Source organism: Microbacterium sp. ABR10 (genome assembly GCF_057812175.1).
In genome coordinates this window covers 1,080,543-1,105,403 of sequence record NZ_CM173821.1, presented here as the reverse complement: position 1 = coordinate 1,105,403, position 24,861 = coordinate 1,080,543, and the positions used below count along the sequence as shown (strand labels likewise).

General features: G+C 68.7%; 24 protein-coding genes. 6 read left to right on the top strand and 18 right to left on the bottom strand.

The genetic code is table 11. The features are described 5' to 3' along the window. Positions 1 to 52: 52 nt before the first annotated feature. The gene (glpK, locus tag ACXKZF_RS05000; RefSeq protein ID WP_055958061.1) at positions 53 to 1,564 is read left to right on the top strand and encodes a glycerol kinase GlpK; all 1,512 of its coding nucleotides are present in this window, start codon (positions 53 to 55) and stop codon (positions 1,562 to 1,564) included. 143 nt (positions 1,565 to 1,707) lie between these two features. On the opposite strand, the gene ACXKZF_RS04995 is transcribed toward glpK, so the two are convergent. Then, complete coding sequence (locus ACXKZF_RS04995; RefSeq protein WP_055960039.1) at positions 1,708 to 2,187, bottom strand: hypothetical protein; 480 nt, start codon at positions 2,185 to 2,187, stop codon at positions 1,708 to 1,710. A gap of 50 nt (positions 2,188 to 2,237) precedes the next feature. Then, positions 2,238 to 2,708 (bottom strand): OsmC family protein, encoded by a 471-nt coding sequence (locus ACXKZF_RS04990; RefSeq protein WP_055958064.1) that lies wholly within the window; start codon positions 2,706 to 2,708, stop codon positions 2,238 to 2,240. A 146-nt stretch (positions 2,709 to 2,854) separates the two neighbouring features. Here ACXKZF_RS04990 and ACXKZF_RS04985 point away from each other — a divergent pair, with 146 nt between their 5' ends. After that, complete coding sequence (locus tag ACXKZF_RS04985) at positions 2,855 to 3,835, top strand: asparaginase (RefSeq protein ID WP_055958067.1); 981 nt, start codon at positions 2,855 to 2,857, stop codon at positions 3,833 to 3,835. Between the two features lie 17 nt (positions 3,836 to 3,852). Here the strand turns inward: ACXKZF_RS04985 and ACXKZF_RS04980 are convergent, their stop codons facing one another. The 16 genes from ACXKZF_RS04980 to prmC form a co-directional block, all read right to left on the bottom strand. Further along, positions 3,853 to 5,385: an APC family permease gene (locus ACXKZF_RS04980; RefSeq protein WP_488985570.1), complete on the bottom strand. Its 1,533-nt coding sequence runs from the start codon at positions 5,383 to 5,385 to the stop codon at positions 3,853 to 3,855. A gap of 147 nt (positions 5,386 to 5,532) precedes the next feature. Beyond that, a complete protein-coding gene (locus ACXKZF_RS04975) occupies positions 5,533 to 6,306 on the bottom strand; it encodes a PP2C family protein-serine/threonine phosphatase (RefSeq protein ID WP_055958073.1) in 774 nt (257 codons plus the stop codon). Positions 6,307 to 6,559: 253 nt separating this feature from the next. After that, the gene (locus ACXKZF_RS04970; RefSeq protein ID WP_243223620.1) at positions 6,560 to 7,213 is read right to left on the bottom strand and encodes a large exoprotein; all 654 of its coding nucleotides are present in this window, start codon (positions 7,211 to 7,213) and stop codon (positions 6,560 to 6,562) included. A 100-nt stretch (positions 7,214 to 7,313) separates the two neighbouring features. Then, on the bottom strand, positions 7,314 to 8,063 hold the full coding sequence (locus ACXKZF_RS04965; RefSeq protein WP_488985569.1) for a YaaA family protein: 750 nt from the start codon (positions 8,061 to 8,063) through the stop codon (positions 7,314 to 7,316). Between the two features lie 71 nt (positions 8,064 to 8,134). Beyond that, positions 8,135 to 8,395, bottom strand: a complete 261-nt coding sequence (locus tag ACXKZF_RS04960) for a F0F1 ATP synthase subunit epsilon (protein ID WP_055958082.1) — start codon at positions 8,393 to 8,395, stop codon at positions 8,135 to 8,137. A 1-nt stretch (position 8,396) separates the two neighbouring features. Further along, on the bottom strand, positions 8,397 to 9,845 hold the full coding sequence (gene atpD / locus ACXKZF_RS04955; protein ID WP_055958085.1) for a F0F1 ATP synthase subunit beta: 1,449 nt from the start codon (positions 9,843 to 9,845) through the stop codon (positions 8,397 to 8,399). Between the two features lie 22 nt (positions 9,846 to 9,867). Further along, entirely contained in the window at positions 9,868 to 10,767 is a 900-nt protein-coding gene (locus tag ACXKZF_RS04950) for a F0F1 ATP synthase subunit gamma (RefSeq protein ID WP_055958088.1), read from the bottom strand. A gap of 25 nt (positions 10,768 to 10,792) precedes the next feature. Beyond that, positions 10,793 to 12,424: a F0F1 ATP synthase subunit alpha gene (atpA, locus tag ACXKZF_RS04945; protein WP_055958091.1), complete on the bottom strand. Its 1,632-nt coding sequence runs from the start codon at positions 12,422 to 12,424 to the stop codon at positions 10,793 to 10,795. A gap of 62 nt (positions 12,425 to 12,486) precedes the next feature. Further along, positions 12,487 to 13,275, bottom strand: a complete 789-nt coding sequence (locus ACXKZF_RS04940; RefSeq protein ID WP_055958093.1) for a F0F1 ATP synthase subunit delta — start codon at positions 13,273 to 13,275, stop codon at positions 12,487 to 12,489. After that, entirely contained in the window at positions 13,275 to 13,835 is a 561-nt protein-coding gene (locus ACXKZF_RS04935; protein WP_055958096.1) for a F0F1 ATP synthase subunit B, read from the bottom strand. The genes ACXKZF_RS04940 and ACXKZF_RS04935 overlap by 1 nt, the downstream gene beginning before the upstream one ends. A 34-nt stretch (positions 13,836 to 13,869) precedes the next feature. Further along, the gene (gene atpE / locus ACXKZF_RS04930; protein ID WP_043360904.1) at positions 13,870 to 14,103 is read right to left on the bottom strand and encodes a F0F1 ATP synthase subunit C; all 234 of its coding nucleotides are present in this window, start codon (positions 14,101 to 14,103) and stop codon (positions 13,870 to 13,872) included. 44 nt (positions 14,104 to 14,147) lie between these two features. Continuing rightward, positions 14,148 to 14,867: a F0F1 ATP synthase subunit A gene (gene atpB / locus ACXKZF_RS04925; protein ID WP_374108661.1), complete on the bottom strand. Its 720-nt coding sequence runs from the start codon at positions 14,865 to 14,867 to the stop codon at positions 14,148 to 14,150. Positions 14,868 to 15,177: 310 nt separating this feature from the next. After that, complete coding sequence (locus tag ACXKZF_RS04920; RefSeq protein ID WP_488985568.1) at positions 15,178 to 15,618, bottom strand: Cg1360 family ATP-synthase-associated protein; 441 nt, start codon at positions 15,616 to 15,618, stop codon at positions 15,178 to 15,180. 44 nt (positions 15,619 to 15,662) lie between these two features. After that, positions 15,663 to 16,838, bottom strand: coding sequence for an MraY family glycosyltransferase (locus ACXKZF_RS04915; protein WP_055958102.1), 1,176 nt, complete (start codon positions 16,836 to 16,838; stop codon positions 15,663 to 15,665). Further along, positions 16,835 to 17,572 (bottom strand): L-threonylcarbamoyladenylate synthase, encoded by a 738-nt coding sequence (locus tag ACXKZF_RS04910; RefSeq protein ID WP_055958105.1) that lies wholly within the window; start codon positions 17,570 to 17,572, stop codon positions 16,835 to 16,837. Before ACXKZF_RS04910 ends, ACXKZF_RS04915 begins: the two co-directional genes overlap by 4 nt. Before the next feature lie 39 nt (positions 17,573 to 17,611). Continuing rightward, positions 17,612 to 18,502, bottom strand: a complete 891-nt coding sequence (gene prmC, locus ACXKZF_RS04905; protein ID WP_488985567.1) for a peptide chain release factor N(5)-glutamine methyltransferase — start codon at positions 18,500 to 18,502, stop codon at positions 17,612 to 17,614. 100 nt (positions 18,503 to 18,602) lie between these two features. Between prmC and cysK the strand changes: the two genes are divergently transcribed. The 4 genes from cysK to ACXKZF_RS04885 all read left to right on the top strand — a co-directional run bounded on the left by cysK (position 18,603) and on the right by ACXKZF_RS04885 (position 24,759). Next, complete coding sequence (gene cysK, locus ACXKZF_RS04900; protein ID WP_055958110.1) at positions 18,603 to 19,541, top strand: cysteine synthase A; 939 nt, start codon at positions 18,603 to 18,605, stop codon at positions 19,539 to 19,541. A 2-nt stretch (positions 19,542 to 19,543) separates the two neighbouring features. Then, on the top strand, positions 19,544 to 20,113 hold the full coding sequence (gene epsC / locus ACXKZF_RS04895) for a serine O-acetyltransferase EpsC (protein WP_055958113.1): 570 nt from the start codon (positions 19,544 to 19,546) through the stop codon (positions 20,111 to 20,113). Between the two features lie 50 nt (positions 20,114 to 20,163). Beyond that, positions 20,164 to 21,564: an amidase gene (locus ACXKZF_RS04890; protein ID WP_488985566.1), complete on the top strand. Its 1,401-nt coding sequence runs from the start codon at positions 20,164 to 20,166 to the stop codon at positions 21,562 to 21,564. A 246-nt stretch (positions 21,565 to 21,810) separates the two neighbouring features. Beyond that, positions 21,811 to 24,759 carry an immunoglobulin-like domain-containing protein gene (locus tag ACXKZF_RS04885; RefSeq protein WP_488985565.1) on the top strand — a complete coding sequence of 983 codons (2,949 nt, stop codon included), beginning with the start codon at positions 21,811 to 21,813 and terminating at the stop codon, positions 24,757 to 24,759. The last annotated feature ends 102 nt before the right edge of the window (positions 24,760 to 24,861 follow it).

Here is a 24,861-nt window from a genome sequence, read left to right as displayed (position 1 = left end):
CCCGACCCGCTTTCCCACCTCTTCCACTGAAACAAGACAAAGGAGTCCCTCCATGGCCGACTACGTCCTCGCCATCGACCAGGGCACGACCTCGACGCGCGCGATGATCTTCGACAAGTCCGGGAGCGTCGTCTCCGTCGGGCAGAAGGAACACGAGCAGATCTTCCCCCGCGCGGGATGGGTCGAACACGACCCGCTCGAGATCTGGCGCAACACCCAGGAGGTGATCGGCCTGGCCCTCAGCCGCGCCGACATCACCCGCCACGACATCGCCGCGGTGGGTATCACCAACCAGCGCGAGACCGCGGTGGTCTGGGACAAGAACACCGGCAAGCCCGTCTACAACGCCATCGTCTGGCAGGACACGCGCACGCAGTCGATCGTCGACCGCCTCGCCGACGGCGACCCCGAGCGTTACAAGAGCATCGTGGGTCTGCCGCTGGCGACCTACTTCTCGGGCACCAAGATCGTCTGGATCCTCGAGAACGTCGACGGCGCACGCGACAAGGCCGAGGCCGGAGACCTCATCTTCGGCACGACCGACACCTGGGTGCTCTGGAACCTCACCGGCGGCACCGACGGTGGCGTGCACGCCACCGATGTCACCAACGCCAGCCGTACGCTGTTCATGGACCTCGAGACCCTCGAGTGGCGCGACGACATCCTGTCGGACTTCGGTGTTCCCCGCTCGATGATGCCCGAGATCCGCTCCTCCTCCGAGGTGTACGGCGCCGTCGAGTCGTCGTCTCTGCTGCGCGAGACCCCGATCGCCGGCATCCTCGGCGACCAGCAGGCCGCGACCTTCGGTCAGGCCGCCTACGATCCGGGCGAGAGCAAGAACACCTACGGCACCGGCAACTTCCTCATCTTCCAGACGGGTGAGGAGATCGTCCGCTCGAAGAACGGTCTGCTGACCACCCTCGGGTACAAACTCGGGGACCAGCCCGCGCACTACGCACTCGAGGGATCGATCGCCGTCACCGGCTCGCTCATCCAGTGGCTGCGCGATCAGCTCGGCATCATCTCCTCGGCTCCCGAGGTGGAGGCCCTGGCCCGCACCGTCGACGACAACGGCGGGGTGTACTTCGTCCCGGCGTTCTCGGGGCTGTTCGCGCCGTACTGGCGCCCCGACGCCCGTGGCGCCATCGTCGGCATGACCCGCTTCGTCAACAAGGGCCACATCGCCCGCGCCGCCCTGGAGGCCACGGCCTTCCAGACCCGCGAGGTGCTAGAGGCCGTCAACGCCGACTCGGGCGTGGACCTGACCGAGCTCAAGGTCGACGGCGGCATGACCGCCAACGACGAGCTCATGCAGTTCCAGGCCGACATCCTCGGCGTGCCGGTCGTGCGTCCCGTCGTCGCCGAGACCACCGCCCTCGGTGCCGCCTACGCCGCGGGTCTCGCCGTGGGCTTCTGGGACAACCTCGACGACCTCCGCGCCAACTGGCAGGAGGACAAGCGCTGGGAGCCCGACATGGACTCCGCCGAGCGCGACCGCGAGCTGCGCCTGTGGAAGAAGGCCGTCACCAAGTCGATGGACTGGGTCGACGAAGACGTGCGCTGAGCGCATTCATCACGAACGGAACCCCGTCGGCGTCCTGCCGGCGGGGTTCCGTCGTTCGCGCACAGATAGACGCGGCAGCGCCCGGCGAGGAAGACCGGTCACCTCCTCGCGTGGCCGGGCTCCCGGCATCCGGATGCCGAGTCTCAGCGCTGCGGCTTCGGATACGCCGCGCGCATCGCGTCGGACTGCAGGTAGTCGGAGACGCCGATCAGCAGGATCGCGAAGAGGATCTGCTCGGTCACCACCCAGAACGGGTAGAGCCCGGGGATGGCCGCCAGCACGAGGGCGATGACGGGGAAGATGCGGCTGAACAGCTGCAGGCGGCGGAATGCCCAGTACCACCCGGCCCGCGCCCGCCACAGGAAATAGAACAGCGTCGTGGTGATCGCCAGCACGACCAGACAGCGCATCCAGACGGCGAACCCGACGTCGTCCCCGCTGACCGTCATCACGAGGGCGAAGACCACCGTCGCCACGCCGAGGACGAACCCCAGGGCCAGCAGGAGCGTGATCGCGCGGAAGGCGCGACGCACTTTCGGGTCGTCCGAGACCGCGACGCGGTGATCGGCCTGACGTCCGCCGGCGATCCGATCGAGACGCCGGAGGGTCGGTTCGAGCTGCATCCGCTCACTGTACGACGCCGCACTATCCCGTGCACCGACGCGCACCTCGCTCAGCCGACGGTGATCTCCGCTTCGTGTCGCACGGGGAAGTTGACCGAGTTCGCGATGAAGCACCACTCGCGCGCCTGCCGATGCGCGGCGCGCGCAGCCTCGACCATCGACTCCTCGGCGACCCGCACGCGCGGCCGCAGCACGACCTCGGTGAACGCTCCGCCGCTGTTGCCGTCCTCCTGCATCGTGCCGATCGCGTCGTCCTCGTACGCGGTGACGACGACCCCGGTCGTGGTGCACGCATGCAGGTAGGACAGCAGGTGGCACTCGCTGAGGGCCGCGAGCAGCAGCTCTTCGGGGTTCCACTTGGTGGGGTCGCCCCGGAAGGGCTTGTCGGCGGATGCCGCGATGGCCGGCTTGCCCTCGACCTCGAGGGTGACGGCGCGGTCGTAGTCGCGGTAGCCGCTCGTGCCGCTCCCCCGGTCGCCGGTCCAGGTCGAGCGCAGGCGGTAGTGATGCTCTCCGTTCATGTCCCCAGTCTGCCCCTCCCCCGGTCTCCCACCGCGCGAGTCGCCGCAATTCGTCGCCCGACATGCCCGGATGTGCAACAGACGACGACGCCTCGCGCCGACGACGGCCACCCGCCGGCGAAGGGGTGCCGGGATACCATGGAGGGATGCCCACGCCCCCCGCTTTCGCCGAGCTCGCCGTCGTCGACCGCAACGGATTCGTCGAGTCGCGACACCACGGTGTCGCTGTCGTCCTGGCCCCCGACGGGTCTGAGATGCTCACCCTCGGTGACGCCACGGCCGCGTTCCTCCCCCGCTCCAGCATGAAGCCCCTGCAAGCGCTCGCGTGCCTCTCAGCCGGCGTCGACCTCGCTGACGAGCGTCTCGCGATCTCGATGGCGAGTCACTGCGGCACCGAGCGGCACGCCGAGGTGGCCCGCGGCATCCTGCAGTCGGCGGGTCTGACCGAAGACGACCTGGGCTGCCCCGCCGCATGGCCGTCCGACGCCGCGTCGCGTGATGAGCTCGTGCGCGACCATGGCGCTCCCTCGCCTCTTCGCATGAACTGCTCGGGCAAGCACGCGGCAATGCTGCTCACGTGCGTCGCGAACGGGTGGGCGACCGAGGGGTACCTCGACACGCAGCACCCCCTGCAGGTGCACATCCGCGAGGTGATCGAACGCCTCGTCGGCGAGCGGCTGACGACCACCGCGATCGACGGCTGCGGCGCCCCGGTGTACGCCATGAGCCTCGTCGGGCTGGCGCGTGCCATCCAGCGCATCGCCACGTCGTCGGAGCGCTCGCCCTTCGCGCTGCATCGCAGCGCCGGCACCCTCGTGCGCGCCGTTCGCGAGCACCCGTGGACCATCGACGGCCCCGGTCGACCCGACACGGTGGTCATCGAGCGTCTCGGCGTCTTCAGCAAGATGGGCGCCGAGGGCGTGCAGGTCATGACGGCCCCCGACGGGACCACGGTGGCGTTGAAGATGCTCGACGGCTCCAACCGGGCGGGACACGTCGTCGCGTTGCGCCTGTTGGAGCGCGTCGGAGCGCTCGCACCCGAGGCCGTTGCCGACGTCGTCTCCCACCTGTCGCTGTCGGTGCTCGGCGGCGGCCACGAGGTCGGCGCCATCCGCTCCGCCGTCTGAGGGCGACGGCCCGGCGCTCAGATGCCGCCGTCCACCGACCTGGGGTAGGCGATCGGCTCGTCGGGCACGAGCACCTCGGTGTCGCGGTTCAGGCTCTCACCCCGGAAGAACGGCTTCGCCCCGGGGAAGGCGAACCAGATGAGCATCAGGACGAAACCGATCGCCAGCGCGCCGATCCCCACGACGAAGGTCCCGCCGATCCCGAGGAGCACGGTGTTGCCGTACTCGGGGTCGTACATGTCGATAGCGGACTGCACGAAGGCGTACGTGAGCATGAGGGCTCCGAGGAGCGGCAGGATGCCACGGGTGACGAGGTCCTTCGCCGACCGGGTCAGCTCGCGGCGGAAGTACCAGACGCAGGCGTACCCGGTCATGGCGTAGTAGAACGCGATCGCCAGCCCCAGCGAGAGGATCGAGTCCTGCAGGATGTTGTCGCTGATCAGCGTCATGCCCACGTAGTAGACGCTCGCGACGATGCCCATCACGAGCGTCGAGAACGACGGCGTGCGGTAGCGGGGGTGCACCGTCCCGAAGCGGCGCGGCAGGGCCTTGTACGCCGCCATGGCGAGGGTTCCGCGTGCGGTGGGGAGGATGGTGGTCTGCGTCGACGACACGGCGGAGATGAGCACCGCGACGATGAGCACCCAGCCGAACGGTCCGAAGAGCCCGTCTTTGAGCGCCAGGAACACGTCATCCGCATTCTCGGGGTTCGCAAGGCCCGCGCCGTCCTCGCCGACACCGGCGTACATCATGGCAGCGACCGTCACTGTGACGTACGTGCCGAGCAGGATCACGGTCGTCAGCAGTGCCGCCCGACCGGGGATGCGCTTCGGGTCCTTCGTCTCCTCGTTGAGGGCGAGGCAGGTGTCCCATCCCCAGTAGATGAACAGGGCCAGCAGCACCGCCTCGATGAAGCCGCTGTAGTCGCTGAAGCCGAACGGGTTGAACCACGCGATGTCGAACGGGGTCGGGTTGGGTGCGGTGCCGTCGAAGAACTTCCACAGCGCCAGCACCACGAACAATGCCAGCACGAGGTACTGCACTCCGAGCAGGACGTTCTGGATCCGCTCGCCGATCTCGACCCCGCGATAGCTGACGTAGGTCATCGCCGCGATGAAAGCAACACCCGTCGCCGTGACGAGCGGGACGTTCTCGGCGAGGGATCCGTCGCCGATCAGCGACCACAGGTAGATGCCCGCGATCTGGGAGAGGTTCGCCAGCACCACCATGCCGGCCACGGCCACGCCCCACCCGCCCATCCACCCGATCCACGGCCCGAAAGCCTTCGTGCTCCACGTGAACGTCGTTCCGCAGTCGGGCACGTCGTTGTTCAGCTCGCGGTAGGCGAAGGCGATGAACAGCATCGGGATGAACGCGATGATGAAGGCGATCGGCGCCGACGACCCCACGGCGAGCACGACGAACCCCAGGGTGGCGACGAGGGAGTACACCGGGGCAGTGGATGCCAAACCGATCACGGTCGAGCCCCACAGGCCCAGGGTGCCGGTGGCCAAGCCCTTGCCGGCCGTGCGTTCGGGTGCAGCGGTCATGACCTGAACGTAGGAGCCGCGCCCCACCGCGGTCAAGCGGAGACTTCGGTCCCGGCGGGCCGCGAGGTCAGGAGTCGCGGCGACGAAGACGTCGGGCTGAGCGGTCAGGCGTCGCGGCTCTGACTCCGGCGGGGGTGGAGCGCGAGGTCAGGCGTCGCGGCGACCGACGTCGAGGACGACGATGGTGATGTTGTCGCGGCCGCCGTTCTCGAGAGCCGCGGCCATCATCGCCTCGACAGCGGCGGCGGGGTCGGAGTTGGCTTCGAGGAAATGGCGGATGCCGAAGTCGGTGAGCTCTTTCGTGAGCCCGTCCGAGCAGATCACGAAGCGGTCGCCGTCGAGGACGTCGAGTCGCAGGTAGTCGGGCTTGACGCTGTCGCTCGGTCCGACGGCGCGGGTGATGACGTTGCCGTAGGGGTGGTTCTCAGCCTCTTCGGGGCTGAGCCGACCCGCGGCGATGAGCTCCTGTACGACGGAGTGGTCGGTCGTGACCTGCACGATCTCGCCGTCGCGCAGCACGTAGACCCGCGAGTCGCCGATGTTCAGCGTCACCCAGTGCGGCTCTTCGGTATGCGTCTCGAGGTAGACCCCGGTCAGGGTCGTGCCGGTGCCCTCGTCGGTGGTCTCGGGGTGCGAGACGATGTCTTTCACCGCACGCGACAGGGCCTTCTCGATGTTCTTCGTCGAGACTGCGCCGCCTTCGACGACGGCACGCAGACGGTCGACCGTGCTCGCGCTGGCGATCTCGCCGCCGAGATGGCCGCCCATTCCGTCTGCGACGACGAACAGCGGGAACTCGGCGAGGACGGCGTCCTGGTTGACCTCGCGCCGCCGACCGGTGTCGGTGCCAGCAGCCCACGACAGCTCCAGAGTCATCGACCCCAACGGGACGTTGCGCGTGTGGGTGGTCACCTCGGGCACGAAAGATCCTCCGGTTGGCCGACGACAGAGCCGGCGAAAACGCACGGCCCTGTCATCCTAGTAGACGCCTGGACGTGACCCGCGAACCTCCCCTGCGCAGTCGGCCCACCGGCGGCGCGAAGCGTCCAGACGCGGACGGCACCGGGTGACCGGACGAGCGCCGACGTCGTACCCGCTGGGCCGGTTCCGAGCGAACGGCTTCACCCGCGCGACGACGAAGGGCCTCCCGCCACGCGAGAGGCCCTTCACCGGATCAGAACTGCGGCGGCGCGGGCGGCGGGGGCGTGGAGCCCGGCGCCGGCGGAGGCGTGGAGCCCGCTGCGGGGCCGCCGTAACCGGGCCCCCCGTAGCCGGGGCCACCGGTACCGGTGACCTGCTGGCCGGGCTGCACCGGGACGCCGTCCCAGACGGTCTTGTCGGCGGCGATGGTGTTCGCCCAGGGTGCGGGCGCGATGGCCGGGTTCCAGCGGGCGGATCCAAAGGCCAGGATGCCGAGCCAGATGAGAGTTCCGACGCCGGGGATGAGCCACAGCAGCAGCAACGGCCAGTCCTTGCCGAACTTCAGACCGATCCGCCAGGCGACCACGACGCTGGCTGCGAGCGCCACGAGCCCGAAGACGAAGCCGATCACCGGGATGTTGCTCAGAACGCTCGCGCCGACGACCACGATGAGATACGCCCACGGCGAGACATCGCCGAGCTTCGCCGCCACGAGCGTGTTGTAGATCGGCACCCAGGCGCGCCACTTGCCCTGCACGCCGGCCTTTTCGAAGATCTTCATGAGGAAGAACGACGAGATGATGTAGCCCGCGAAGATGCTGATGAGCAGCAGGGGCAGCAAGACGATCAGGAATGCGAGGGCAGCGAAGCCGTTCCCGTCATCGTAGGTATAAGACGAACCACTCATGTGGATTCCTTTCCAGGCGAGTGCGCGACGAAGCGTCCGTACGCCCCGTGCGCTCACATGTTAGCGAAGCTGTGAGAACACTGAAAGACACGTCCCACTTTTACACGACGAGGGCGATCTCGCCGTCTCGACCGTCGACGATCGCCCACCCCGTCGACGTCGCCCAGGCTCGAAGCTCATAGACGTCCGCGACCGCGGGGCGGTGCGTCGCAAGTGCACGCACGAACTCTCCCTTCGCGTGCTTGTTGAAGTGGTTCAGCGCGCGCGCCGCTCCCTCCGGCGTCGGGGTCACGACACGGACGTATGCGGACGAGACCGTCGAAGGGAGGGGCCCGAGGGCGACGTACGCCTCGGATCGGAGGTCGAGCACGAAGTCGGGGGTGGTCGCGGCCACCGCATCGCGAACCGCGTCGGCCCAGATGCGTCGGAGCGGCGGGACACCGGGGAGAGATGTACCCGCCGCCAGCCGGTACGCCGGAATCCGGTCGAGGGCTCCCACGGGCCCCAGCGGTGCTGAGTGGATGGCGACGTGCGCCCCGAGCCACGAGCGTGCCTCGTCGTCGAGGGACGCGGCATCCAGCGCGTCGTAGAGCACCCCCGTGTAGCGGTCGACGGCGGCCATCGTGGGCGCAGTGCGAAAAGCGGCGTTATCGGCGATCTCATGCCGTCGCTTCGGGCTCAGCTTGAGAACCCGTGCGGCCGCGTCCTCGTCGGCGGACAACGCGACGAGGGCGTCCACGACGGCGTCGCGGGGCTTGCGGAGGGTCGGGAAGACGAGACGGGCGGTGTCGAGCGGAGCGCCCACACCTCCGGGGCGCTTGGTCTCGGACGGGGGAAGCAGGACGAGCATGTGCACTCCGGGAAAACGGCGACGCGCGCCGCCCGAGTGATCGGGCGACGCGCGTCAGCGATGAAGCGGCGTCAGGAGACGAGTGAGGCGTTTCCGGCGACGATGGTCAGCTCGTCGCTCGCCATCGACAGGAAGCCGTCCTCGGCGTTGGCCAGGATCTTCGTTCCGTCGGTGCGAGTGATGCGCACCTCGCCCTGGGCGAGGATGGCGAGCACCGGTTCGTGCCCCTGCATGAAGCCGATCTCGCCCTCGACGGTCTTGGCCACGACGAGAGACGCTTCTCCCGTCCACACCTCGGCGTCGGCCGAGACCAGGCTCACGCGCAGCGGCATGTCAGCCGTTCTCCTTCTGGATCTGCGCCCACTTGGCCTCGACGTCGGCGATGCCACCGACGTTGAAGAACGCCTGCTCGGCGACGTGGTCGAAGTCGCCCTTGACGATGGCGTCGAACGACTCGATCGTCTCCTTGATCGGGACCGTGGAGCCCTCGACGCCGGTGAACTTCTTCGCCATGTAGGTGTTCTGCGAAAGGAACTGCTGGATACGACGTGCACGCGACACGACGATCTTGTCCTCTTCCGAGAGCTCGTCGACACCGAGGATCGCGATGATCTCCTGCAGTTCCTTGTTCTTCTGGAGGATCTGCTTCACGTTGGTGGCGACGCGGTAGTGGTCGGCACCGATGTAGCGGGGGTCGAGGATGCGGCTCGTCGAGGTCAGCGGGTCGATGGCCGGGTAAAGACCCTTCGAGGCGATCTCACGTGAGAGCTCGGTCGTCGCATCGAGGTGCGCGAACGTCGTTGCCGGGGCCGGGTCGGTGTAGTCGTCGGCGGGCACGTAGATGGCCTGGAGCGACGTGATCGAGTGGCCGCGCGTCGAGGTGATGCGCTCCTGGAGCACACCCATCTCGTCGGCGAGGTTGGGCTGGTAACCCACGGCCGAAGGCATGCGACCGAGCAGCGTCGAAACCTCTGAGCCGGCCTGCGTGAAGCGGAAGATGTTGTCGATGAACAACAGCACGTCCTGCTTCTGCACGTCGCGGAAGTACTCCGCCATCGTCAGGGCCGACAGGGCAACGCGCAGACGCGTTCCCGGCGGCTCGTCCATCTGGCCGAACACGAGTGCGGTCTTGTCGAAGACACCCGCCTCTTCCATCTCGGCGATGAGGTCGTTGCCCTCACGGGTGCGCTCACCGACACCGGCGAACACCGACACACCACCGTGGTCCTGCGCGACGCGCTGGATCATTTCCTGGATCAGGACGGTCTTGCCGACACCGGCGCCACCGAACAGGCCGATCTTTCCACCCTGCACGTAGGGGGTCAGAAGGTCGATCGACTTGATGCCGGTCTCGAACATCTCGGTCTTGGACTCGAGCTGGTCGAAGCTCGGCGCCTTGCGGTGGATACCCCAGCGCTCGGTGACCTCGATGGTCTCACCGGGGACGCCGTTGAGCACCTCACCGGTGACGTCGAACACCTTGCCCTTGGTCACGTCTCCGACGGGCACCGAGATGGGGCCGCGGGTGTCGCGCACTTCCTGGCCGCGGACCATGCCGTCGGTGGGCTTGAGCGAGATGGCGCGGACGAGGTCGTCACCGAGGTGCTGGGCGACCTCGAGGGTGATCTCGGTCGACTGATCACCGATGGTGATCGTGGTCTTCAGCGCGTTGTAGATCTCGGGGATCGCGTCATGCGGGAACTCGATGTCGACGACCGGGCCGGTGACGCGCGCGACGCGTCCGACGACGGCCGCGTCGGTCTTCTCGGCGGTGAGGCTCATGGCTTCTTCTCTCCTTGGGAACTTACTTGCCGGATGCCAGGGCATCGGCGCCGCCGACGATCTCGGCGATCTGCTGCGTGATCTCCGCCTGACGCGCGTTGTTGCGCAGGCGGGTGTAGTCGGTGATGAGCTTGTCGGCGTTGTCGCTCGCCGACTTCATGGCCTTCTGGGTCGCGGCGTGCTTCGCGGCCGACGACTGCAGGAGGGCGTTGAAGATGCGGCTCTGCACGTAGGTCGGCAGGAGCGCGTCGAGCACGGTCTCGGCGTCGGGCTCGAACTCGTACAGCGGGTAGACCTCGGACTGGGACGGCGCTTCGTCCGCCTCGATCACTTCGAGGGGAAGGAGTCGCACCGATTCCGGCGACTGGGTCATCATGCTGACGAAACGGTTGTACACGAGGTGGATCTCGTCGACGCCGTCGTTCTCGCCGCCAGCCCGGTACGCCTCGAGGACGGCATCCGAGATGGCTTCCGCCGTCGAGAACTGCGGAGTGTCGGTGTCGCCCACCCATTGCGCGACGCTCGGCATGCGACGGAACTGGAAGTATCCGACGGCCTTGCGCCCGACCAGGTAGTAGACGACCTCTTTACCCTGCGACCGCAGCAGTTCGGACAACTCGAGACCCTCTCGGAGGATCTGCGAGTTGAACGCACCGGCGAGACCGCGATCGGACGTGAAGATGACCACGGCCGATCGGCGGATGTTCTCGCGCTCGGTCGTCAGCGGGTGATCGACCGACGAGTACGTCGCCACGGCGGAGACGGCGTTCGTCACGGCCTTCGCGAAAGGCGACGCCGCGCGCACACGCGCCATCGCCTTCTGGATGCGAGAGGCCGCGATGAGCTCCATCGCCTTCGTGATCTTCTTGGTCGTCTGAGCAGAAGAGATCTTCTGCTTGTAGACCCGCAGTTGTGCGCCCATGATTCCGTTCTCGTGTCGTCGCTACTCAGCGACGGCCTTTGACGATCCGCTCCTGGTTGACGTCTTCCGCCCCGGCGGCGTCGACCTTCTCGGCGCCGACGACGCTCTGGTCCTTGCCGGGCTGGAACTCCTTCGAGAAGGCATCGACGTGCTTCTCGAGCTCGGCGAGGGTGTCGTCGCCGAGCGCGTTGGTCTCGCGCAGGGTGTCGAGCACCGTCGAGTTGCGACGGAGGTAGTCGAGGAGTTCGCGCTCGAAGCGGAGCACGTCGGAGACCTCGACGGTGTCGAGCTTTCCGTTCGTGCCCGCCCAGATCGAGACGACCTGCTCCTCGACCGGGTAGGGCGAGTACTGCGGCTGCTTGAGCAGCTCGGTCAGACGCGCACCACGGGCCAGCTGACGACGCGACGCCGCGTCGAGGTCGCTCGCGAACATCGCGAACGCTTCGAGCGAGCGGTACTGGGCCAATTCGAGCTTCAGCGTGCCCGAGACCTTCTTGATCGACTTCACCTGGGCGTCGCCACCCACGCGCGAGACCGAGATACCCACGTCGACCGCGGGGCGCTGGTTGGCGTTGAACAGGTCGGACTGCAGGAAGATCTGGCCGTCGGTGATCGAGATCACGTTGGTCGGGATGTACGCCGAGACGTCGTTGGCCTTGGTCTCGATGATGGGGAGACCCGTCATCGAGCCGGCACCGAGCTCGTCGGACAGCTTCGCGCAACGCTCGAGCAGACGCGAGTGCAGGTAGAAGACGTCACCGGGGTACGCCTCGCGGCCCGGCGGGCGACGGAGCAGCAGCGACACGGCGCGGTAGGCCTCGGCCTGCTTCGACAGGTCGTCGAAGATGATGAGAACGTGCTTGCCGCCGTACATCCAGTGCTGGCCGATGGCCGAACCGGTGTAGGGAGCGAGGTACTTGAAGCCCGCGGGGTCGGAGGCCGGGGCCGCGACGATGGTGGTGTACTCCATCGCGCCGGCATCTTCGAGGGCACCCTTCACCGAGGCGATGGTCGAACCCTTCTGGCCGATGGCGACGTAGATGCAGCGCACCTGCTTGTCGACATCGCCGGACTCCCAGTTCGCGCGCTGGTTGATGATCGTGTCGATCGCGATGGCCGTCTTACCGGTCTGGCGGTCGCCGATGATCAGCTGACGCTGTCCGCGTCCGACCGGGATCATTGCGTCGATGGCCTTGATGCCCGTCTGCAGCGGCTCGTGCACGCTCTTGCGCTGCATGACGCCGGGAGCCTGGAGCTCGAGTGCACGACGACCCTCGGTCGCGATCTCACCGAGACCGTCGATCGGGTTTCCGAGCGGGTCGACGACGCGACCCAGGTAGCCGTCACCGACGCCGACCGAGAGGACCTCACCCGTGCGGGTCACACTCTGACCCTCTTCGATACCGGAGAACTCGCCGAGCACGACGACACCGATCTCGTTCTCGTCGAGGTTCTGCGCCAGACCCAGCGTGCCGTTCGCGAAGCGAATGAGCTCGTTGGCCATCACGCCGGGAAGGCCCTCGACGTGCGCGATGCCATCGGCCGCGTCGACGACGGCGCCGACCTCGGTCGCCGCGGCGCCGTTCGGCTCGTAGGCGGTGACGAAGTCTTTCAGCGCGTCACGAATGACGTCGGGGCTGATAGAGAGATCTGCCATTGTCTTCCTTCGTTCGTGGGGCACTCGGCCCCCAGATCCACGCCCGCTCGGGCGGAAAGTCTTTAGCCGGCGATCCGCTGGCGGAGATCGGCGAGACGTGCGGACACGCTCGCGTCGATGACATCGTCGGCGACCTGCACACGCAGTCCGCCGAGCACCGTCGGGTCGATCACGGTGTTCAGCGTGACCGCTGAGCCGTATCGCGCGCTGAGGGAGTTCTGCAGGCGGGCCTGCTGGTCGTCGCTCAGCGGGGCCGCGGCGTACACGGTCGCGACGATGCGCGCACGCTGGTCGGAGACGATGCGCTCGGCCCGGCGCAGCAGGGCGCGCACCCGGCGACCGCGGGCGTGCTTCACCAGCGACGAGACGATGAGCGCAGTACCGGCGCTCGTGCGTCCATCGAGCAGCTTCGAGACGAGGTCGCCCTTCGCCGTGGCGCCGCCGAGGCGACCGCCCAGCGCGAGCTCGAGCTCGCCGTTGGAGGCGACCGTCCGCGAGAAGGCGAACAGCTCCGCCTCGATGTCGGCCGGCTCGGCGACCGAGGTCGCCTGCACCGCGAGCTCTTCGAGCCCCTCGATGAACTGGCCGGAGTTGGACCAGCGCTGCTGAGCGGCGCTGGAGAGCAGCGCAACCGTCGCCGGCTGGTACGACGGACCGAAGACCGCCGAGACGAGACCCGCACGGACAGCGGGCGGCACCGACGAGTCGGACAGCGCGCCGCTCAGCTGCGCCGAACCGCTCACGGCGGCGACGGCCGCGAACAGCTCGCGCGCGACGTCGAGATCGACGCCCGACGTGGAGGCCAGTGCCTCCGTCGTCGCGGTCCGGGCCTGAGTGGTCGCGCTGCCCATTACTTGGCCGCCTTCTCGGAGGCCTCGAGCTCGGCAAGGAAGCGGTCGACCACGGCGTTCGCACGCGCGTCGTCGGTCAGCGTCTCGCCGATCACGTTGCCCGCGAGGTCGACCGCGAGGGTGCCGACCTCCGAGCGCAGCTGCACGAGAGCCGTCTGACGCTCGGCCTCGATCTGCGCGTGCGCGCTGGCGGTGATGCGTGCTGCCTCGGTGGCAGCCGTCTCTTTCGCCTCAGCGACGATCTTCCGACCGTCCTGCGTCGCGCCCTCACGGATCTCGCCGGCCTGCTTGCGCGCTTCGGCGAGCTGGGCGGTGTACTCCTCGAGGGCGGCCTCGGCCTGTCGCTGGGCCTCGTCGGCCTTGGCGATGTTGCCCTCGATGGCAGCACTGCGCTCGTCGAGCAGCTTCGCCATGCGCGGCAGAGCCACACGCCACACCACGACGGCGATGATGACGAAGCACACGAACGACCAGAGGATGTCGTACGCGGCAGGCAGGAGCGGGTTCTGCGCTTCCTCGCCCGCGGGCTCCGCGGCGAGTGTGACAAGAGCGTTCAGCATCCTGTCTCCTTACAGTGAGTCGAGAGCGGCCGGATCAGGTGAAGATGAAGCCGGTCGCGATACCGATGAAGGCGAGCGCCTCGGTGAAGGCGATACCGATGAACATCAGGACCTGGAGGCGGCCCGCGAGTTCGGGCTGACGGGCGACACCCTCGATCGTCTTGCCGACGACGATGCCCACACCGATGGCGGGGCCGATGGCGGCGAGGCCGTAGCCGATCGTGGCGACGTTACCGGTGACCTGGGCGAGAACCGTAGTTGCGTCCACGGGTTTTTTCCTTTCGTTGGGTGGCTCGGCGTGCGCCGGGCCGCTCAGTGCTCTTCTGCGACCGCGAGCTGGATGTAGACCGCGGTGAGGATCGCGAAGACGTACGCCTGGAGGAAGGCGACGAAGATTTCGAACAGGGTGAAGGCGAGACCGAAGGCGAGGGATCCGGCGCCGAGCGCCGTCCACCAGCCGCCGAGCCCGACGACGAAGAACTGCGTCGCCGAGAAGAACAGCACGAGCATGAGGTGACCGACGACCATGTTCATCAGCAGACGCAGCGTCAGCGTGACGGGGCGGATGATGAAGGTCGAGAGGAACTCGAGCGGGACGATGATGATGTACAGCGGCCACGGCACGCCCGAGGGCAGCAGGGCGTTCTTGAAGAAGCCGCCGGGGCTCTTCTTGATGCCCGCGTAGATGAACGTGACGTAGGCGACGATCGCGAGCAGCATGGGCACGGCGATGACGCTGGTACCGGCGATGTTCAGACCGGGAATGACGCCGGTGATGTTCATGAACAGCACCATGAAGAAGATCGTGGTGAGAATGGGCAGGAACCGACGCCCGTCCTTCTTGCCCAGGATGTCTTCGGCGATGTTGACGCGCACGAAGTCGAGTCCCATCTCAGCGACGCTCTGGAAGCGACCGGGGACGATCTTCATACGCCGCGTGCCGAGCACGAGGAAAAGAACGAGGGCGAGCGTCGCCAGCATCTGCGTGAGGTTGATACGCGTGATCGCGAAGATCGTGCCCTCGAACAGCACCGCATCGGGGAAGAACTCCGAGATGGACGGCGGGTGGAACTCGGCACCCGCGGACGCGAAGTTCGTGATCAGGGTCGCAGCTTGAGTAGTCAGCGCTGGCTCCAGCTTCGGGGCATCGGTGTGAACCGTTGCGACGATGGTCGGTGATGGTACCCGATGAGGAGACCTGGAAAAGAGTTCCGATCGCGGGTGGGTACGAATGCCACCCTATCAAACTCCCAGGCTGTCCACGTGTCGGGCCGGAGGATCCTCTCGCCGCCGGACTAATGCGCGGCGGCGGCCCTCGTCGTGGACTATGCGCCCCGCGAACTCACGCGCGGCGGTCGCCGGCGTCGGGATCGGTGGGCAGGGTGACGTCGCTGGCGCTGGGGATGCGCATGCGCATGAGCACCACGACGTCCACCGCCAGCGAGGCGAGCACGCTGATCACGAGCGCGACGTAGAAGACGACGAGGTCGACCCAATCCTGCCCCCGCAGCACGGCGATGGCGACGATGAACAGGATCAGCTTGAGCAGCCAGCCGCCGAGGACGATCCCGAAGAAGATGGGGACGTAGAGCGGATCGCCGTACCACCGGTTGGCCACCAGGATGCTGGTCGCCGTCACGGCCAGGAAGATCGCGCTCACGGCGACTCCCGCCAGTGCGCTGCCGAGACCGGGCGCTCCCCCGACGCCGAAGCCGACGGCGGCGCCCACCACGAGCAGGACGGCGGTCACGATCCCGCCCCAGACCAGGGCGGTGCGCAGCACCGGCGTACTCGAAAGGGGTCGACGGGCTTCGGGCGTGGCGCTGCTCATGAGGGGGTCTCCGGTCGGATGGGTCGGGCACGACGGGTCAACCGCCGTAGACGGTGCTGTGAGGGAAGGAGTGTCAGCACGGCGCACGCGGCGACACCGGTGAGGCCGAACAGGACACCGATCAGGTAGTCGCCGGGCCAGCTCTGCTGGGTTCCGATGTACATCAGCAGGAACGCCAGGCTGACCACTGCGGTCCAGCTGTAGAAGATGAGCACCGCGTCGCGGTCGCTGTGGCCCATGTCGAGCATGCGGTGGTGGAGGTGCTTGCGATCTGGCGAGAAGGGCGACCTACCGGCCCACTGACGTCGCAGGACCGCGAGGCCGAAATCGAGCAGGGGAAGCAGCACGATCACGACCGGCAGCAGGATCGGGATGAAGGCACCGAGGAGCTGCGAGCGACCGATCTTCTCGGGGTCGAGCACGGCCGGATCGAGTTGACCGGTGATGGCGATGGCCGAACTGGCCATGAGGAGTCCCAGCATGAGCGCGCCCGCGTCGCCCATGAACAGCTTCGCCGGCGTCCAGTTCATGGGCAGGAACCCCACGCACGCCCCGATGAGGACGGCGGCGATGAACGAGGCGAGGTTGAAGTAGGTGCTGGCTCCGGTGTCACGCACCAGGAGGTAGGAGTAGGCGAAGAACACGCCGTTGGCGATCAGACAGACACCCGCGACGAGGCCGTTGAGGCCATCGATGAAGTTGACGGCGTTCATCACGACCACGAGGGCGAAGACGGTGAGCAGAAAGCTCACCCACCCCGACCCGACCGTGAGCGCCCCGATCGGCAAGGACAGGATCTGAAGTTGCCCGAACCACGCGATGATGCCGGCGGCGACGAATTGCGCGCCGAGCTTGATCATCCAGTCGAGGTCCCACAGGTCATCCGCGACGCCGACGAGCACGATGAGGAGTACGGCGCCCAGGAGCGAGAGCACCGGCACCGGGTCGGCCCAGAGTATTGCGAAATAAGGGTTGCGACTCGACAAGGCGAATGCCGCCGCGACACCCAGGAACATCGCCACTCCGCCCAGACGGGGCGTCGGCGTCTGATGGACGTCGCGATCCCGGATGCCGGGATAGAGCTTGAACCGCAGAGCGAGCTTCCACACCACCCACGACAACGCGAGCGTGACCGCCGCCGTGAACAGGATGATGAGGAGATATTGGGTCACGGACCCGGCGCCTCGGAATCCGGCGACGGTTCGACCGAGGGCGCGATGGGGCTGACGTCGCCGTCCTCCGGGTCGGGCTCGAGCAGATCGCCGAGCACCGCACGCAGACGCTCGCGCGAGATGGCGCCTTCGCGCAGCACGCGCACCTGGGGCTCGGCACCGCCGACCAGGGTTGTGGCATCGACGATCGTCGAGGCGACGCCCGTCTCACTGGGACCGGCGTCGAGGTAGGCGGCGACGCTGTCACGCAGCATGTCGCGGGCGGAGTCGATGTCGACGGCGGCCGCCATGCCGGTCAGGTTCGCACTCGAGACGGCGAGGGGGCCCGTCTCCTCCAGCAGCTCGAGCGTCAGCTTCTGCGCGGGCATGCGCACCGCGACCGTCCCGTGGGTGTCGCCGAGGTCCCACGACAGCGAGGGCTGTGCGGGCAGGACGATGGTCAACCCGCCGGGCCAGAACTCGCGCACGAGGTCGTCGACGGCGGGAGGGATCTCGGCGACGAGGGCGCGCAGGGTCGCCACCCCCGGCACGAGCACGGGCGGTGGTTGCTGGCGCCCCCGGCCCTTCGCTTCGAGGAGCCCTGCGACGGCGCGCGCATTGAACGCGTCGGCGGCGATTCCGTAGACGGTGTCGGTGGGGAGCACGACGAGTTCGCCTCGGCCGATCGCCTGGCGCGCGTGGCGCATCCCGGACAGCAGCTGCGACTCGTCACGGCAGTCGTAGACGGGTGACATGTCGCGCGTAAGTCTAGTCGTGCCCTGCTGAGAGCGCAGTCACGGACGAACGGCCGTCGTCGCGCGGTCGCGCATCGTCAGGTCGAGGTGCGTGGCGACCGAGCGCCATCCGTCGGCGGTCAGGATGCCGCGGATCGCCTCACCCTGCCACTCCCCGTGCTCGAGCACGATTGTGCCGCCGGGATGGGCCAGACGCAGACCCACGTGACTGAGTCGACGCACGGCATCCAGTCCGTCGGGGCCGCCGTACAAGGCCGCCGGCGGGTCGTAGAGACGCACCTCGGGATCGCGCGGGATCGCATCGTCGGGCACGTACGGCGGGTTGGAGGCCACGACCGAGACGGTCCCGTCCAGTTCGGGGAACGCGGCCGCCAGATCGATGAAAGCGAGGGTGAGGTTGTCGGCGCCGACACGGGAGTGATTGAGCCTGGTCCAGATGAACGCGTCGACCGAGTTCTCGGCGGCGAACACGCGCGCGTGGGGCACCTCGGTCGCCATCGCGAGGGCGATCGCGCCGCTGCCGGTTCCGAGGTCGACCGCGATGGGGGACTCGGATGCCACTCCGCGGAGCGCGTCGATCGCGAGCTGGGCCACCATCTCGGTCTCGGGCCGGGGCACGAAGACGCCCGGGCCGACCGCCAACTCGAGGGAGCGGAACGGGGCGACGCCCGTCAGGTGCTGCAGCGGCTCGCGCTGGCAACGTCGGTCGACGAGCGGGGCCAGTCCCGCGGCGGCGGCGGGCGGAATCCGATCCCCACGGACTGCTGCAGCCTGCACTCCCCCACGCGAGGTGTCGAGCACGTGGGCGACGAGCAGCTCGGCGTCGACCTGCGCGTCGGGGACTCCGGCCGCATCGAATCGGCGGGCGGTCTCGCGGACGACGTCGGCGACGCGAGGGGAAAAGGGCGGGGGCGAGTGCGTCTCGGGCATGACGGAACCCCAGCCTAGTAGCGCAGCGTCACACAACGATCTCGGACCCGGGCGCCTCGCCTAGGATGATCGCGTTCTGACAGACGGCGAAAGGCGCCCCATGCCCGGCATTCACCCCGACATCACTTCCGCATTCGGCGACACCCCCCTCGTGCGGTTGAACCGCGTCGCGGAGGGCACCGAGGCGCAGATCCTGCTGAAGCTGGAGTTCTACAACCCGGCATCCAGCGTCAAGGACCGCCTGGGCATCGCGATCGTCGACGCGGCCGAGGCATCGGGTGAGCTGAAGCCCGGCGGCACCATCGTGGAGTCCACCAGCGGCAACACCGGCATCGCCCTCGCGATGGTCGGGGCGGCGCGCGGGTACAAGGTCGTTCTGACCATGCCCGCCTCGATGTCGAAGGAACGCCGCATCCTGCTCAAGGCCTTCGGCGCAGAGCTCGTGCTGACCGACCCCACCAAGGGCATGTCGCACGCGGTCGACGAGGCCAAGCGCATCGTCGCCGAGACCCCTGGTGCCGTCTGGGCACGTCAGTTCGAGAACGAGGCCAACCCGGCCATCCACCGCCGCACGACGGCCGAGGAGATCCTGCGCGACACCGAGGGCAAGGTCGACTACTTCGTCGCCGGCATCGGCACGGGCGGCACCATCACGGGCGTCGGTCAGGTGCTCAAGGAGCGCGTCCCCGGCGTGCAGATCGTCGCCGTCGAGCCGGCCGACTCCCCCATCCTCACCAAGGGCCACCCCGGCCCGCACAAGATCCAGGGCATCGGCCCGAACTTCGTCCCCGCGATCCTCGACCGCGAGATCCTCGACGAGGTCATCGACGTCGAGTTCGACGACGCCATCCGCCTGGCCCGTGAAACGGCCGCCAAAGACGGCATCCTCGTCGGCATGTCGTCGGGCGCGGCCATCTGGGCCGCCCTCGAGGTCGCCCGCCGTCCCGAGGCAGCCGGCAAGAACATCGTCGTGATCATCCCGTCGTACGGCGAGCGCTACCTCTCGACGGCGCTGTACGAGCACCTGCGCGAAGACTGACGGTGGGGGTCCTCTCCCGCATCCGCGAAGACATCTCCTCCGCCAAGCTCCGCGACCCCGCGGCGCGCGGCGCACTCGAGATCGCCCTGCTGTACCCGGGGCTCCACGCCGTCTGGTCGTACCGAATCGCCCACCGTCTGTGGCGACGGGGTCTGCGCTTTCCGGCGCGGGCCCTGTCGCAGGTGACCCGGTGGCTGACCGGTGTCGAGATCCATCCGGGCGCGACGATCGGGCGGCGCTTCTTCATCGACCACGGCATGGGTGTCGTCGTCGGCGAGACGGCCGAGGTGGGCGACGACGTGATGCTGTACCACGGCGTCACCCTCGGCGGCCGGCAGCGCGAGGGCGGCAAGAGGCACCCCACACTTCACGACGGGGTCGCCGTGGGCGCCGGGGCGAAGATCCTCGGTCCCATCACCCTGGGAGCCGGGACGGTGGTCGGCGCGAACGCCGTGGTGACCCGCGACGCCCCCGCCGACAGCGTGCTCGTGGGTGTGCCGGCCAAGGCGCGGATGCGCCGGAGCGGTGAAGACACCCGTGCCCTGCTGACGACCCCGGAGTACTGGATCTGACGGGAGTTCCGCGGCGCGGGTCGACCCGACCCGCGCCGTAGGCTCGATTCATGCCACGCCTGCACGATCTGTCGCTCGTCGCCCAGACCGAGGCGCTGCGCGTGGGCGAGCTCTCCCCGACCGAGGTGACCGCACATTACCTCGACCGCATCGAACGACTGGACGAGCTCGGCGCGTTCGCCGAGGTGACCGCGGGCGCCGCTCGGGATCGCGCTACCTCGCTCCCGCATCCCCCGGCGGGGTCGCTGTGGGGTGTCCCCCTCGCCGACAAGGACCTCGTCGCCCGCGCCGGCGTCGCCACCCGTTACGGCTCGCGATCGCGCGTGGACCACGTGCCGACGTCATCCGATCCCCTCGCACGCGCCCTCGACGCCGCCGGTGCGGTGAACGTGGGCAAGACGAGCACGTCGGAGTTCGGGCTCACCGGGTTCACCGAGCCGCTGATCCACGCCCCCGCCCGCGATCCGTGGATGCCGTCGGCCGGCGCCGGCGGGTCGAGCGGCGGCGCGGCCGTCGCGGTCGCGGCGGGGTTCCTGCCCGCAGCGGTGGGTTCCGACGGCGGCGGCTCCATCCGCATCCCCTCCGCAACGGTCGGGGTGGTCGGATTGAAACCCTCACGGGGGCGACTTCCGATCGGTTCGGGCTTCGACTCCCCCGACGGGCTCTCCGTGACGGGCCCGATCGCCCGCTCCGCCGAGGATGCGGCACACCTCCTCGACGCTCTCGTCGGCCTGGCGCCGTTCACGTATGCCACGGCAGCACCCGGGAGCGGTCCGTTCGTCGACGCCGCACGGCGAGAGACGACCGGGCTCCGTGTGGGAAAGACCACGGTTTCCCCGTGGGACGACGACGAAGACATCCGCCTCCATCCCGACGCCCGTGCGGCGTTCGAGACGGCCTCCGCCTGGCTGAGCGACAGCGGACACGACGTGGAGGATGCCGCGTGGCGTCCGCGGGGATACGCCGCACTCTTCCGAGTGCTGTGGCGCGCGAGCGCGGCGCGGATCCCCCTGAGCCACGAGGATCTCGCCCTCGTCGAGCCTCTCACCGCCTGGCTCGTGCAGGAGGGGCGACGTCTGTCGGCGCTCGACCTGCTCGACGGCCTGGCGGCGGCCCGGGCGTTCGAACGGCGGACGGTCACGGACTTCTCGGCGTTCGACGCGGTGCTCACCCCCGCCCTCGCGCAACCGCCGCAGCCGATCGGGACGTATGAGGGGCACTCGCCCGAGCGCACGTTCGCGATGCAGGTCGAGTACGCGCCGTACTCCAGCTTCGTCAACGTCGTGGGTCTTCCCGCGGTGACCGTGCCCCTCACGATGGATGCCACCGGCCACCCGGTCTCAGTCCAGCTCGTCGGCCGTCCGGGCGGCGAAGCGACGCTGCTCGCTCTCGCCGCGCAGCTCGAAGGGCGTCGGGGGCCACTCCCCCACCCGCCGGTCTGGGACGCCTGACGAGTGCGTGCCGTGCTGGCGCGCGGAACGGTTGAGCCCGCATCGAACGAACCGACCGGTGCGTGACCACGTTTCACGGCGGTTGATGCGGAGTGGGGATGCCGCGAGGTCGTCGCCTGCGGTGGTGACCTGTTGTTAGCGGAAACATTTCGCGCTAGCCTGAGCAGCGCCACAGCCTCCGAACCGGGTTCGACGCCGAACCCGCGGAGCACGAGTCGATGCCGACCGTTTCCCGAAGGGACACCCATGCTGTCTGATCACCCGCCCATTCGAGCTGAGAAGACGCGCTCGTCGCGCCGGATCCTCGCCGTCTCGCTCGCCGTCGCGAGCCTGGGAGCGATGCTGACGCCCGCGTCGGCCGCGATCGCGGCCGAGACGGTGCCGGCACCGGCCCTCGAGTACACCTTCGATCAGATCGACGCGCGCCCGGCCAACGGCGCGACGATCGCTGACACCGCCCCCGGCAACCACGCCGGCTCGATCGTGAACGGCGGCGCGACGAGCGTCGCAGGGCCGAGCGGTGCCGCGGGCGACCTGGCGCTGTCGCTGCCCGGCGGGGCCAGCACCGCCGCGGCGCCGCACGTGCGCATCGCCCCCGGCCTCATCCCCGCGGGTACGTCCGACGTGACGATGTCGGCGTGGATCCGGTGGAGCGGGGCGCCGCAGTGCACCTGGCCGTTCACGCTCGGCGCCAGCGTCAACACTCACATCCTCGCCACCACGCAGTGCGGCACCTCCGGCTATGGCGCCATCAAGAACGGCTCCGAGGTGCGCGCCTCGGGCGCCGCCCCGGTCGCCGCCTCGCGCTGGGTGCACATGGCAGTCGTCGTCACCGGTGGCAAGACCGTCCAGACCTTCCTCGACGGCGCCCTGGTGGGTGAGGCCGCGACCACGTACACCGCATCGGCGGCGATCGGCAGCTCGACGTTCTCCGGCTATCTCGGGAAGTCGTTCTATGGGCCTGACGCGTACTGGGCCGGTGCCATCGACGACGTGAAGGTGTGGACCTCGGCTCTGTCCGCGCGTCAGCTGCAGCAGACCGAGGGCGATGTGCACGCGGGCATCGCGCGCGGCGACGCGGCCGTCTCGCTCGGCGACACCTCCAACGTCACCTCCGCCCTCACGCTGCCGACCACCGGTGCGGGCGGCTCGGCCATCACGTGGGCCTCCAGCAACCCCGGGGTCGTCAGCACCACCGGAGCGGTCGTCCGCCCGGCCGCCGGTGCCGGCGATGCCACCGTCATCCTGACGCCCACCGCCACCCACGGCGGCACCGCTGTCGCCGGATCGACCATCACCGTGAAAGTTCCTGCGTACGCCCAGGGTGACAGTGCACAGGCCGAACTGGCCCGCGCCGTCGCCGACGGCGTCGCCGACGATGCCGCTCTGGCTGGGCCGATCCGCGGCAGCGTCACGCTGCCGACGACCGGCGCCGACGTGGCCGCCACCGCTACACGCTCGGGAGCGGCGAACGCCGCCATCACGTGGTCCTCGTCGAACGAAGCGGTCATCTCCACGACCGACAAGGGCACCGCCCCGAACGTCGTCGCCAAGGGCGCCGTCACGCGCCCCGCCGCCGACACACAGGTCACGCTGACGGCGACGGTCACCGTCAACGGCACCGCGCCGCTCGTTCGTACACTCGTGCGTACCGTTCCCGCCGCGGCCCCCGTCGCGGCCGGCGACCTGGACGCGTACCTCTTCGCGTACTTCACCGGCGACAACATCCAGGGCGAGAAGATCCGCTTCGCGACCTCTGACGGCAACGACTCGCTGCGCTGGAAGACGCTCAACGACGCACAGCCCGTCCTCAGCTCGACCAAGGGCACGACGGGCCTGCGCGACCCCTTCATCCTGCGATCGAAAGAGGGCGACCGGTTCTTCCTGCTGGCCACCGACCTGTCGGTCGGCACCTCCGGCTGGGGTGGCTCGACGGACCGCGGCAGCCATCACCTCGAGATCTGGGAGTCCACCGACCTGGTCAACTGGGGCGAGCAGCGTCACGTCGAGGTCAACCTGCCCAATGCGGGCATGACCTGGGCCCCCGAAGCGATCTACGACGAGAGCATCGAGGCCTACACCGTCTACTGGACGTCGTCGCTCTTCACCGACGGCACCGCCCGCAACGTCGCCGACGGCAACGGCCCGCAGATCCTCATCTCGACCACGCGCGACTTCCGCGACTTCACCACCCCCCAGCCGTGGTTCAAGGCCGCCGACGTGCCCGGGCTGAACGGCGGCAGCGGACTAATCGACTCCACCGTGCTGAAGGAGGGTGACACCTGGTACCGCTTCACCAAGGCGACCCAGACCAGCGGCTGCGCCTCACCCGACATCATCGCGCAGAAGTCGACCGACTTCCGCGCCACGACGGCATCCGGCGCCTGGTCGCTCATCGACACCTGCATCGGCCGCACCGCCGGCACCCCCGAGGTCGAAGGTCCCGAGATCTTCAAGGCCAACGAGGGCGACCGCGCCGGGTACAAGTACTTCCTCTGGGTCGACAACTACGGCGGACGCGGGTACATCCCCCTCGGGACGAACTCGCTCGAGGGTGACATCCAGTGGACGATCCCGAGCAGCTTCTCGCTGCCGGCCTCACCCCGCCACGGCTCGATCCTCGCCATCACGGCGAAGGAGCGCGACGCCCTCGCCGCGAAGTGGAATCCGTCGCTGCTCGTGACCTCGATCGACCCGGTCGCCGCCACCGTGCAGGCCGGATCCGCCGACGTCGCGCTCCCCGGAACAGTGCAGGCCACCTTCAAGGACGGGCACCGCGAGACCGTCGCGGTCACGTGGGACAAGGCCGACCTGTCGTCGTTGAAGAAGGCCGGCGACACCGTCCAGGTACGCGGACAGCTCGCCACCTCGGCCGGCACACCGGCGATCGCGACCATCACCGCCACGGCTCCCCCGGGACCCGCCGTGAGCGCCGTCGCATCCACCCGGTGCGTTGCGGGCAAGGTCTTCATCACCACGCGAGCGACCAATGACAGCGACGCCGTCGCCGACCTCACCGTGAGCACGGCGTGGGGCGACAAGACGCATACCGCCGTCGCCCCCGGGGCCTCGGTCTCCACGGCCACCACCGTGCGCACCTCGACGGTCGCGGCCGGTTCGGTCGAGGTGACGGCCGCGGGCGCGTCGGGCTCGCGCACGATCACCGCCGCCTACGCTGCGATCAGCTGCCGCTGACGAGCACGCGCCGACACGGTGCATGAGGGGGGAGGGCCCGCGGGCCCTCCCCCCTTCGCTCGCCCTCGCCGGCCGGGCCGGGCTCTGCAGCGGGGAACCGCG